The 12,337-nt window shown below is 45.1% G+C and carries 8 protein-coding genes; 5 read left to right on the top strand and 3 right to left on the bottom strand.

From position 1 onward, the window contains the following. Positions 1-57: 57 nt before the first annotated feature. On the bottom strand, positions 58-3,519 hold the full coding sequence (gene mfd / locus OCU90_RS05570) for a transcription-repair coupling factor (protein ID WP_017078944.1): 3,462 nt from the start codon (positions 3,517-3,519) through the stop codon (positions 58-60). A 6-nt stretch (positions 3,520-3,525) separates the two neighbouring features. Beyond that, a complete protein-coding gene (locus OCU90_RS05575; protein ID WP_004736257.1) occupies positions 3,526-4,095 on the bottom strand; it encodes a hypothetical protein in 570 nt (189 codons plus the stop codon). Between the two features lie 227 nt (positions 4,096-4,322). Between OCU90_RS05575 and lolC the strand changes: the two genes are divergently transcribed. The 3 genes from lolC to lolE are packed head-to-tail and all read left to right on the top strand — an operon-like array spanning position 4,323 to position 7,461. Then, on the top strand, positions 4,323-5,531 hold the full coding sequence (gene lolC / locus OCU90_RS05580; RefSeq protein WP_061022668.1) for a lipoprotein-releasing ABC transporter permease subunit LolC: 1,209 nt from the start codon (positions 4,323-4,325) through the stop codon (positions 5,529-5,531). Next, a complete protein-coding gene (gene lolD / locus OCU90_RS05585) occupies positions 5,524-6,216 on the top strand; it encodes a lipoprotein-releasing ABC transporter ATP-binding protein LolD (RefSeq protein ID WP_017095640.1) in 693 nt (230 codons plus the stop codon). The genes lolC and lolD overlap by 8 nt, the downstream gene beginning before the upstream one ends. Next, on the top strand, positions 6,217-7,461 hold the full coding sequence (gene lolE / locus OCU90_RS05590) for a lipoprotein-releasing ABC transporter permease subunit LolE (RefSeq protein ID WP_017083247.1): 1,245 nt from the start codon (positions 6,217-6,219) through the stop codon (positions 7,459-7,461). It abuts the gene before it with no gap. Between the two features lie 225 nt (positions 7,462-7,686). Here lolE and OCU90_RS05595 read toward each other — a convergent pair whose 3' ends face one another. Then, entirely contained in the window at positions 7,687-8,199 is a 513-nt protein-coding gene (locus OCU90_RS05595; protein ID WP_017078948.1) for a DUF2062 domain-containing protein, read from the bottom strand. A gap of 17 nt (positions 8,200-8,216) precedes the next feature. On the opposite strand from OCU90_RS05595, the gene OCU90_RS05600 reads away from it, so the two are divergent. After that, on the top strand, positions 8,217-10,544 hold the full coding sequence (locus OCU90_RS05600; protein ID WP_061022666.1) for a DNA internalization-related competence protein ComEC/Rec2: 2,328 nt from the start codon (positions 8,217-8,219) through the stop codon (positions 10,542-10,544). A gap of 31 nt (positions 10,545-10,575) precedes the next feature. Then, positions 10,576-12,324 carry a lipid A ABC transporter ATP-binding protein/permease MsbA gene (gene msbA / locus OCU90_RS05605; RefSeq protein ID WP_004736248.1) on the top strand — a complete coding sequence of 583 codons (1,749 nt, stop codon included), beginning with the start codon at positions 10,576-10,578 and terminating at the stop codon, positions 12,322-12,324. Positions 12,325-12,337 lie beyond the last annotated feature (13 nt).

Below are 12,337 nucleotides of genomic sequence, written 5' to 3' on the forward strand. Positions count from 1 at the left end.
TCCGTCTTCCAGCCGATCTATCGGCTGGATAATTTATATGTGCAAGTGGATTGGGTCTTATGCTGAAGGCAGCAAGTTCTGTCTGAATTCGCCCAATAAATCACTAACAAATTGAATTCGTTTCCGTCTGTCGACCAATGGTATCGTAAACTTGAACTTTGTTGGTCCTTCCATTGAAAACTTTTGCGGTTGAGATTGCAACAGTTTAACAAGGTAGGCCGGGTTTATGTCAGCATCTGGGTAGAATTCTAAGAATCCACCTTTATCGTGAGCTTCAATTTTCTTCGCTTTGATTGACGCCGCGGCTAATTTTAGCTCAGAAACTGACAACAAGTTCTTGGTAGCATCAGGCAGAAGGCCGAAGCGATCAATCAGCTCGACTTTCAACTCGGCCAATTCGTCGGTGTCACTCACACTCGCAATACGCTTGTAGGTAGACAAACGTGTATTGATGTCTGGGATGTAGTCATCAGGCAACAGTGCTGGCAGGCGCATCTCAATTTCAGTTTGTTCACGCAGTAGGTCATCAAGCGATGGCTCTCGTCCCTCTTTTAATGCCTCAACCGCTTGTTCAAGCATCTCCATGTAAAGCGTAAAGCCAACCGACTGGATTTGACCACTCTGTTCATCACCGAGTAGTTCACCTGCACCACGAATCTCTAAGTCATGGGTTGCTAGCGTAAAGCCTGCACCTAAGTCTTCAAGTGAAGCAATGGCGTCTAATCGCTTGACGGCATCTTTGGTCATTGCTTTCGGGGGAGGTGTTAGCAAGTAGGCATAAGCTTGGTGGTGAGATCGACCCACACGCCCACGTAATTGATGTAGTTGCGCTAAACCAAGGTTATCAGCTCTGTCCATTAAGATGGTATTTGCCGTTGGTACGTCGATACCCGTTTCTATGATGGTGGTACACACTAGCAAGTTAAAACGCTGGTGATAAAAGTCATTCATGATGCGTTCTAGCTCTCGCTCTCGCATCTGACCATGGGCAACGGTGACACGCGCTTCTGGAATCAGTTTTTGCAGTGACTCTGCCGTCTTTTCAATCGTGTCGACTTGGTTGTGCAGGAAGTAAACTTGACCACCACGCATGATTTCACGCAGTACCGCTTCTCTGACTATCGCGTCATCACTCTCACGGACAAAAGTCTTTATTGCTAAGCGTCGTGCAGGTGGTGTGGCGATGATCGACAAGTCACGCATACCGCTCATTGCCATATTCAACGTTCTTGGAATCGGTGTTGCGGTTAGCGTGAGGATATCGACATCCGCGCGCATCGCTTTCACTTTCTCTTTTTGGCGTACACCGAAACGGTGTTCTTCATCAACGACTAACAAGCCAAGGTCTTTAAACTTAAGGTCACTGGAAAGAAGCTTGTGAGTACCTACTAAGATGTCGACCTTACCGTCGGCAACATCTTGCATGATCAATTTTTGTTCTTTAGCTGATTTAAATCGCGACAGCACTTCGACACGTATCGGTTGGTTCGCGAAACGGTCTCGGAAGTTTTCAAAGTGTTGCTGAGCAAGTAGCGTCGTTGGAACTAACACGGCTACTTGTTTACTGTTGTCGGTACAAACGAATGCCGCGCGCATCGCGACTTCAGTTTTACCAAAACCAACGTCACCACACACTAAGCGATCCATGGCTTTTGCTTGGCACATATCCGACATAACGGCATTGATGGCCATTGCTTGATCATCCGTTTCTTCAAACGGGAAGCCAGACTTGAAGGTCGCGTATTGGCCACGATCGAGTACAAACTTGTAGCCAGGTTTTAGTTCACGCTTAGCGTAAACATCAAGCAGTTCGGCTGCAACGTCACGAACTTTCTCTGCGGCGCGCTTACGAGCTTTCTGCCATGCTTCGCCACCGAGTTTATGCAGTGGTGCAGAATCTTCAGCGCCGCCAGAGTAGCGCCCGATTAAGTTCAGAGAAGCAACAGGTACGTATAACTTGGCATCATTTTGATACTCAAGCGTTACGTATTCGGTTTTCATGCCACCCGCTTCAAGTGTTTGCAGGCCGATGTAACGACCAATACCGTGGTCAATGTGAACAACAGGTTGACCTGGTTTAAGTTCGGCTAAGTGACGAATTACAGTGTCGCTGTTAACGCTTTTCTTGTCTTTCTTACGGCGTTGTACAACGCGATCACCTAACAGGTCGCTCTCACAGACAAGGGCGATGTTTTGCTCTTCGTGGATAAAGCCATGCTCAGCAGAACCTAGGATCAGGGTGAACTTATCTTTACCTTTAATCGCCGCGTCGAGGTTTTCAACTTCACTTGGTCGTACTTTGATGCCTCGAAGCAATTCACTCAGTGCTTCACGGCGGCCTTCAGATTCAACCGAAAAGACTACTTTGCCGTCGAAGGCTTCAGTGAACTTTCTTAGGTTAGACAAAGGTTCTTTATTCTGATGTTGAACGCTGAGATCAGGCAGAGACACAACCGGAAGGTTGGTACGTCCGGCTTTTTCTTCAATTGAATCTAAGCTCAGATTGACCTGTGGCTTTTGTTTGAAATGTGCGAACAGTTCGTCTTTTTGTAGCCAAAGTTGTTCTGGTTTCAGCAGTGGTCGTAACGGGTCAACACCGCGTTGTTCGTATCGATGAGAAACGTCTGTTAGGAATGAATCTACCGCGGTCTCGACATCACCTAGAACGAGGATTTGCGCTTCATCGGCAACATAATCAAACAAGGTTTCAGTATGGTCGAAGAACAGCGGCTGCCAGTATTCAATACCTGCGGGCCAAGTGCCTTTTGAAACCTGCATATAAACCGATTCTGGTTCACGGCGCGCATCAAATTGTTGGCGCCAGCGAATGCGGAAATCTTCAATAGCACTTTCAGAGGTTGGGAATTCGTGAGCTGGCAGCAAACGGATCTCAGAGATGTCTTCAATAGAGCGCTGATTTTCAGGATCGAAAGTACGGATGGTGTCGATCTCGTCATCGAAGAAGTCGATACGATACGGGTCTTTGCTGCCCATTGGGAACAAGTCGAGAATTGAACCTCGACTTGCATACTCACCCGGGCCAAACACTTGGTCTACGTAACGATAGCCAGACTTTTCAAGTTGAAGACGCAGCTTCTCTAACGAGTACAGATCGCCCGTTTTCACCATTAAGGTGTGCTGCAACAAGAAGTCACGTGGCGACTGACGTTGTAGTAGCGTGCTGATTGGTACGATCGTGATGCCATCTTTTAACGTTGGCAATGCATAAAGGCGAGCGATACGGTCTGAAATGATCTCTTGGTGCGGTGAGAAGCTGTCGTATGGCAGTGTCTCCCAATCAGGGAATAGTGCCACTTCATGTGACGTAAACTGCTCAATTTCTGATTGAAGCTTGAGTGCGATTTGAGGGTCGGGCACTGCAAGTAAAGTATGGCTGTTATGCTGCTCCGCAAGTCTAGCGATAGCAAGCGCGAGAGATGAACCAACTAGGTTACCGATGTGTTTTTTATCACCGGCACCTTTGAGCTTAGGTAGTGTAAAAATGGATTGTTTTGTCATGTCTATTTACTTGTTATCTCGTTCTAGAGAGCGTTGACGTAAGAGTTTTTGTTGTTGATGAAGTGCAGCCTTGATCAGCAAGTCTTGGTCAGTATCACGAAGATGAGCGTATTTGAATTTGATTTCGAAACCTGAATCTTTAGGTTCACTAGCGAAGACTTCCGCGTAGCAATAAATAGCGGCGGCAGGGTGCTCGATAAAGAGCTTGGCTTTAACTAAGCGACCCGCTTCGATATCTGTTTTGGAAAAACAAGAGAACTGACTCGCGCCAAATGAATACGTGTGGGTACGAAATTGTTCATCATCTTGTTGCGATAACATAAAGCTCAACAAGAGGTTTAATTTAGAGTTCTGTGCATCCAATAAACTGATGACATTCTTCAAGTCGCTGTTTTTCAGTTCGTTGCGAGCACTGTCAGCTAATAGATCCAATTGGCTAAATTCACTTGCCACGACAAACGGGGCAGGGATCTCAGATTCGAATTGAATCTGAGAAGGTAAAGTGAAGCCACTGTCCATTGGTTCAATATTCGCGGTGAGGCTGTGGTGAACGGTGAAAAACTCTTGTTCTGTCATGCGTTAGTTCCTTGAAGTGATCTATTGATTATCGCTATGTGGCCGCAGTAATCAAGGTCAGTTAATTGAAAGTCTCAAATAGTTGTTTGAAAGTTGGCTATTTGACAAGGTTCTGTTTTTCAAGCCTAACTAATTGAGTTAATTCACTCTATATTTTCAATTAACCCCTACACAGTAACAGCAATACCCGTTACATTAACCCGCATCCCCTTTAGATGGTTCAAAGTATGTTTCATCCTATTTCGTTGTTTGTTGGCCTGCGCTATTTGAAAGGTCGTTCAGGTGATCGCTTTAGCCGTTTTGTTTCTTATATGTCGACGGCAGGTATCACCATTGGTGTGCTGTCTCTGGTTACTGTTTTGTCGGTAATGAATGGATTCGAAGCGCAGTTAAAAGACCGAATTCTTGGTGTACTTCCTCAAGCCGTTGTATACGAGCAAGGAGGCACAACGTCACTTTCTGCTCAAGCGCCTAGCTTTGCGGAGCAAATGTCGCTCAATGATCACGTAGAACCCATTGTTCGCAGTGAAGCGGTGATCCAAAGTCCTGCTCAGTTATCTGCGGGCTTGTTAATCGGTATTGAACCAAATTCAGATGACCCTCTTCAGAATCATTTAATTGCTGGCAGACTGTCTTCACTCAAGGCTGGTCAGTATCAGCTTTTCCTTGGTCATACCTTGGCAAGAAATTTGAAAGTGTCTATGGGCGATAAAGTTCGCCTGATGGTCACCAGTGCCAGCCAATACACACCGCTCGGACGTATTCCTAGCCAACGAAATTTCACTGTAGCCGGCATCTTCAATACAGGTTCTGATATTGATGCTCAACTGATGGTGACAGATATTAAAGATGCTGGGCGTTTGATGCGCTATAAATCAGATACCATTTCAGGCTGGCGCTTGTTCTTTGAAGACCCGTTCGAAGTGGCGAAACTATCAAATCAAAAGCTACCTGAAGGTTGGTTGTGGAGTGATTGGCGAGACCAACGTGGTGAGTTATTCCAGGCCGTTCGAATGGAAAAAAATATGATGGGCTTAATGCTTGGTCTGATCATCGGTGTTGCTGCTTTCAATATTATTTCGGCACTTATCATGGTGGTGATGGAGAAGCAGTCTGAAGTGGCTATTCTTAAAACCCAAGGCATGACTGATGGTCAAGTTATGGGGATATTCATGGTTCAAGGCGCAAGTAGTGGCGTGATTGGTGCGCTCTCTGGTGGCGTGTTAGGCGTTGCTCTAGCGATGAACCTCAATACTATTTTAGAGGCGATGGGTGTTGCTCTGTTTTCATTTGGTGGACAGTTGCCAATTTTAATTAACCCAATTCAAATCGCTGTTGTTGTGGTTCTGGCTATTGCACTTAGCTTGATTGCCACTGTATTCCCATCTTATCGTGCATCGTCTGTGAAACCTGCTGAGGCCCTTCGTTATGAGTAATTTCCTTCAATGTAATGATATCCGTAAAACGTACCGTGAAGGCTCGTTAGATACTGAGGTTCTCAAGGGAGTCAGCTTTGAAATCGATAAGGGTGAGCTAGTCGCTATCATTGGTACCTCTGGTTCCGGTAAAAGTACGTTATTGCATATTTTAGGGGCATTGGATGATGCGTCTGACGGCAGCGTGAGCTTTCTCGGACAAGACTTAGCATCTTTGAGCTCAAATAAGCAGGCGAAGCTTCGTAACCAGCATCTTGGCTTTGTTTATCAATTCCATCATCTTCTTTCGGACTTTTCAGCGTTAGAAAACGTAGCAATGCCGCTGCTGATTGGTGGTGAAAAGCCAGCTAAAGCAAAAGAAGAGGCGCAACGTCTGTTGGATAAAGTTGGATTGAGTCATCGTGTTGACCACCGACCTTCAGAGCTTTCTGGTGGTGAGAGGCAACGTGTGGCGATTGCTCGAGCTTTAGTGAATAAACCTGCTTTGGTGTTGGCGGATGAGCCTACCGGCAACCTTGACCACAACACCGCACTTTCTATTTACGACTTAATGCGTGAACTAAACCGCGAGTACGACACGGCCTTTTTGGTAGTAACTCATGATGGTGAACTTGCAGGTAAGATGGATCGCCAGCTTCACATGCAAGATGGTTTATTGGTCAACGTAGAAAAAGAGGAGAGCTAAGTGTTTTCTTCTTTATCTCTATTGATAGGTGGCCGATTTAGCCGAGCGAAACAGCGAGACAAAATGGTGTCGTTCATCTCTTTGTCTTCGACGATTGGTATTGCCGTTGGTGTGGCCGTGATCATTATCGGTTTGTCTGCAATGAATGGCTTTGAGCGAGAGCTAGAGTCGCGTGTACTTTCCGTTATTCCACATGGTGAATTCGAGGGTGTAAATGAACCAGTGACTCGCTGGGAGCACGTGATTGAGCAGTCGGTGAAAAATGATAAAGTTGTAGCTGCAGCACCCTATGTAAAAATTACTGCGCTTGCTGAAAAGGGCAAAGAACTCAAAGCAATTGAAGTTCGCGGTGTTGATCCACAACTTGAACAACAGGTATCAAGCCTATCGAAATTTATCGATAAACAAGCTTGGAGTGAGTTTAAAGCAGGGCAACAACAAATCATCTTAGGTTCTGGTGTGGCTAACGTGTTGGGGGCGAAAGTGGGTGACTATCTGACTTTGATGATTCCAACGGTTAACGGTTCTGTGAAAGTTCAGGCGCCAAAACGAGTTCGAGTGAAAGTGGTTGGCTTACTGACGCTTAATGGCCAGATCGACCACAGCTTGGCGCTAATCCCGATTGGCGATGCTCAAGTTTATGCAAACCTAGGCGAGGCAGTAACCGGAGTTTCTTTAAAAGTGACCGATGTGCTGAACGCGAACTCTATTGTGCGTGAAGTGGGTAACCAGCTTGATGTGTATGTGTATTTACGAAGCTGGCAACAGAAGTTTGGTTTCTTGTATCGAGATATTCAATTGGTTCGCACCATTATGTATCTGGTGATGGTACTGGTTATTGGTGTTGCTTGTTTCAATATTGTCTCGACCTTAATGATGGCAGTCAAAGACAGAGCATCGGAGATCGCGATCTTAAGAACCATGGGCGCATCAGACGGCCTTGTTAAACGCATCTTTGTTTGGCAGGGCGTATTCTCGGGTGTGCTAGGCAGCTTAGTCGGGAGTGCGATAGGTGTCTTGGTGGCGCTTAATCTCACTACGCTTATCAAAGGGCTCGAAACGTTGGTCGATCACCAATTCTTGTCCGGTGATATCTATTTTGTCGACTTCTTGCCATCACAACTTGATATGACGGATGTTGTTGTGGTTTCCGGTACCGCGATTGTGTTGAGCTTACTGGCTACATGGTATCCAGCCTCACGAGCGGCTAAGCTAAACCCGGCCTCGGTGCTTAGCTCGAAGTGATTTTCGAAGTAATACGCTAAGTAAACGTCACGTTGCGCGATAGACTAACGGCATAAACAAAAAAGGATCCCTGATGGGATCCTTTTTTATTGAATTCAATTCGTGTTATTTACGACTTTCGTTACATGTCAATCTTGCAGAGTTCAGTGGTTCATCTGACTTTAACTTATGTGCGTTTTAAGAGAAGCGCATACAAGGATAGATTGAATAACAAGGAACGGTCGTTCAGTACCTTGCTTGTCGCTTCTTCCAGCTTCTTACTACTGAGTAACGCCATAACCCGCGAATACCAAAGTAGCCAACCATTGCAGATACCACACCACAAATCAGACAACCCAGCAAGAACGGAGGTCCTATGGTGCTCATTTGCGCCAAGATGAAATCCCAAGACAGTTCGAAATGAAAGGCTTGAGGCGGCACATGCATCACAAATGCGCCTACTTTATAAGCAAAGTAGAACAGCACCGGCATAGTCACAGGATTACTGATCCAAACCAATGCGACAGACAGTGGTAGGTTAACACCACATGCGACCGCAAGACCTGCAGACATAATCATTTGACTTGGTAAAGGGACAAACGCCATGAATAACCCAACAGCGAACGCACCAGCCGCAGAGCGACGATTAAGGCACCATAAGTTGGGGTTGTACAAAACATTGCCAAAAACTTTCAATGCTTTCTGACGCTTGATTAGCTCATGGTCAGGCATAAATCGTTTGATAAACTTTCTTGGCATAGGAGGAAGCTACTCTCTTGTTTAACACTTGGTTCTTGATTTCATTTGCTGCGACAGTTGTGTCTGCCAGCTTCTGGCCTGTGATGCCACATTGGGTTTGGGCACCATTGATGCTGTTGTTACTGCTAGCATCAACAAAGTATAGCGTTTTCCGGAGTGCAAGAGGTCTAGCAACAGCATTGATACTAGTTATCTGCCTAGGGAATGTGATTGAAATACAAACGAGTCGCTTATTCCAATCAGGGCAGAATACTACCATAAATGCTTCGGTTGTTAGCCTTTTTAGTGAAAATAGCCACGGTTTTGAAAGCGTAATAGTAGCCAGATCAATTGGCGGCGAAAAATTAATCTTTCCCCAATTGATAAAATTGCGTTTGTTTACTCCTTTTAAGTTGACGCTCGGAGATGATGTCTATTTATCAGTCTCAATAAAACCAGTGTGGGGTAAACTCAATGAAGCAGGCTTTGATCTAGAAAAGTATTTGTTTAGCACCGGTGTGGTTGCCAATGCAACTTACAAAGCCGATACCCAATATCGAATTCACACCAATACCAACACGCGGTCTCATTGGTTTGAAAACCGTCTTGAAAGGTTAAGTGAGTTAGCAAATCAAGACCTCATTATGGCTTTGAGTTTTGGTTATCGAGACCTTATTCATCCTCAGCGTTGGGATTTGCTCAAAAGCAGTGGTTTGATTCACTTGATGGCTATCTCGGGGCTACATATTGGGATTGCCTTTGGTATCGGCTATCAGGTAGGAAAGATATTCAGGTTACTATCACCTTCATTTCTTTGGTTTCCCACAATATTCGGGCTCGGCTTAGCCTATTTCTATAGTTGGTTTGCTGGATTCACACTGCCAACCTTGAGAGCTTTAGTGATGTGTATTATCGCGAGCTATTTCTTGTGGCGTGGGCAAAATATCAGTGTGCTTCGGTATGTCGTCTTAAGCCTATGCGTGGTTCTGCTGATTTGGCCGTTTTCAGCATTGTCGAGCAGCTTTTGGCTATCCTTTGGTGCGTTGGGTGCCGTTATTTATATTGCCTTGAATAGTAGGCCATCATCTTCAAACGCCACTCTTATCGAACGAGGGCTGCAGCTCATCAAGATTCAACTGATGCTGACATTTCTTATTGCTCCCTTTTCGATACTGTTTTTCAAAGGGGTGAGTCTAGTCTCTGTTCTCTACAACTTGCTCCTTTTGCCTTGGGTATCAATGGTGACGATCCCGCTACTGTTTCTTGCGATGTTACTTAGCTTAATATTGGAGTCAGTGTCTGAAGTGATGAGTTTGACAGCGTTAAGCAATGGTTTTTCTGAACAGCTATGGATGTTGGTCGACTTGTCGCTTGATCCTCTCGTATTTAGCCTTCCTTTCTCTGAACGATTTTGGATTCAAGTTGATAATCACAGTATGGCGTTGACTGTATTCCTCATCTTATTTTTCGGGTTCGTCAGTCGATATCTCAAACGAACACTATCAATATTGGTCATTGCAGTGTTTGTACTGTGGTGGGAGTTCGGTAAGCAGCAAAACAAATTAACAATCGATATCTTGGATGTTGGGCATGGGTTGTCTTTAGTTTTGGAAAGGAACAATCAGGTCGTTATTTACGATCTCGGCAACGCGTGGCAGGGAGGTTCGATTGTTGAATCCTTGCTGATTCCCACCTTGAATCAGAGAGGAGTTCATGAGGTGGAAGGTGTGATAGTGAGTCATTTCGATTCTGACCATGCTGGTGGCTATCCGGCGTTACTTGAAAACTACAATCCTAAGTGGATAAGAGTCAGTCAGAACATCAATCAGCAAACACAATCGACGGTTCAAGTTCAGTCGAATATCCAAACATGTACTTTTGGAGAGGTGTGGAACTGGCAGGGTCTAGAGTTTGAGGTTTTATGGCCACCTCAAAGAGTAAAGAGGGCGTACAACCCACATTCGTGTGTGGTCAGGATTTTTGAGCCCAATTCTGAGTTCTCGATGTTGCTCACTGGGGATATTGAACGGGTAAGTGAGTGGCTACTTGCTCGTGAAGGTCAGCGGCTCAAGAGTGACGTGATGCTTGTCCCGCATCATGGTAGTAATTCGTCGTCGATTAAGCCGTTTATTGAGGCAGTTTCACCTCAGTTAGCAATTGCTTCTTTGGCCAAAGGTAATCAGTGGGGAATGCCCAGTAAATCTGTGATTGAACGTTATCATGAAACGGGTAGTGCTTGGCTTGATACCGGAGAAAGCGGACAAATAACCATCACAATCAGTCAGGAAGGTTGGAAATATCATACGATTAGAGAACAACAAGGCAGGCAGTGGTATAGGCAGATGCTTCGTAAGGGAGTAGAATAGATAGATTATTGTGAGAAAATTAAGCGATTCTATGTCAACACAAACAGATGAAACTACCTGGGTCACATTTAAAAGACTTTGGACTTATATTCGACTGTATAAGGCCGGCCTTGGTGTTGCGGTTATTGCGCTTATTATAAATGCCGTCTCTGATACCTATATGATTTCTTTACTGAAGCCTCTGCTTGATGAAGGTTTTGGTAACGCTGAGTCAGACTTCCTACGTACACTTCCAATTATCATATTTGTTATGATGTTTGTTCGTGGCGTCAGTGGTTTTGTTTCAACCTATTGCCTCAGTTGGGTTTCTGGCAATGTGGTCATGGAAATTCGTCGTAAGATCTTTAGCCACTTTATGCACATGCCTGTTTCTTTCTTTGATAAAGAGCAGACGGGCGCACTGCTATCTCGAATTACTTACGATTCAGAACAAGTGTCAGCTGCGACCAGTAAAGCTTTGGTGAGTATCGTGCGTGAAGGTGCCAGCATCATTGGCTTGCTGACGCTAATGTTCTGGAATAGCTGGCAGTTGTCTTTAGTTCTATTTGCTGTCGCTCCTTTTGTTGCTTGGGCAATTAGTATTGTATCAAAGCGATTCAGAAAAATTTCTAAGAACATGCAAACCAGCATGGGACATGTTGCTTCTTCAGCAGAACAAATGCTGAAAGGTCATAAAGTGGTTCTAACTTACGGTGGTCAAGAGCTAGAAAGAGGCCGTTTTGATACCGTTAGCAACCAGATGCGCCAACAAAGCATGAAGCTGGTAACGGCTCAAGCTGCCGCTAACCCAATTATTCAGATGATTGCCTCAATTGCGATTGTTGTTGTTCTTTATCTCGCGAGTGTTGATTCAATTAAAGCTGAGCTAACAGCAGGTACGTTTACAGTTGTGTTCTCCGCGATGTTTGGCTTACTACGCCCCCTGAAAGCCTTAACCAATGTAACGTCTGAATTCCAACGCGGTATGGCAGCGAGTACGACCCTATTTGGTTTGATGGATCTAGATACGGAACAAAATAAAGGTACGTTGAAGCCTGAAACCGTAGCGGGTGAAGTCGAAGTAAAAGATGTGACATTTACTTACCAAGGTGCTGAGAAACCAGCGCTTGATAAGGTCAGTTTTAATATACCGAAAGGTAAGACCGTTGCTCTTGTCGGCCGATCAGGTTCGGGCAAGAGTACCATTGCGAACCTGTTTACTCGTTTTTATGATGTAGACTCAGGCTCTATCGAACTTGATGGCCACGACATTCGTGATTACGAATTGAGAAACCTACGTGAGCACTTTGCGCTTGTTTCTCAAAATGTACACCTGTTTAACGATACGGTAGCCAACAACATTGCTTACGCAGCAGAAGCTAAATATTCTCGCGAACAAATCGAACACGCGGCTAAGCTTGCTCATGCTACTGAATTTATCGAAGGCATGGAAAACGGCATTGATACGATTGTTGGGGAGAATGGGGCAAGCCTATCTGGCGGCCAAAGACAACGTATCGCTATTGCAAGAGCGTTGTTAAGAGAGGCTCCAGTATTGATTCTTGATGAAGCTACATCGGCTTTGGATACTGAATCAGAGAGAGCGATCCAATCTGCGTTAGAAGAGCTGCAAAAGGACAAGACAGTATTAGTTATCGCACACCGACTCTCTACTATCGAACAAGCCGATGAGATCTTAGTGGTTGATGATGGTCGTATTGTAGAAAGAGGTGCACACGCGGAGCTAATCGCGCATGATGGCGCTTATGCACAACTCCACCGAATTCAGTTCAGCGGATAAGATTAGGTCTTGT

The sequence above is a fragment of the Vibrio splendidus genome, assembly GCF_024347615.1.
Taxonomy (GTDB): domain Bacteria; phylum Pseudomonadota; class Gammaproteobacteria; order Enterobacterales; family Vibrionaceae; genus Vibrio; species Vibrio splendidus.

What these genes read in the sequence shown, in the direction of transcription:
- mfd (WP_017078944.1), bottom strand. Translation starts at nt 3,519, where the DNA reads ATGACAAAACAATCCATTTTTACACTACCTAAGCTCAAAGGTGCCGGT.
- OCU90_RS05575 (WP_004736257.1), bottom strand. Translation starts at nt 4,095, where the DNA reads ATGACAGAACAAGAGTTTTTCACCGTTCACCACAGCCTCACCGCGAAT.
- lolC (WP_061022668.1), top strand. Translation starts at nt 4,323, where the DNA reads ATGTTTCATCCTATTTCGTTGTTTGTTGGCCTGCGCTATTTGAAAGGT.
- lolD (WP_017095640.1), top strand. Translation starts at nt 5,524, where the DNA reads ATGAGTAATTTCCTTCAATGTAATGATATCCGTAAAACGTACCGTGAA.
- OCU90_RS05595 (WP_017078948.1), bottom strand. Translation starts at nt 8,199, where the DNA reads ATGCCAAGAAAGTTTATCAAACGATTTATGCCTGACCATGAGCTAATC.
- msbA (WP_004736248.1), top strand. Translation starts at nt 10,576, where the DNA reads ATGTCAACACAAACAGATGAAACTACCTGGGTCACATTTAAAAGACTT.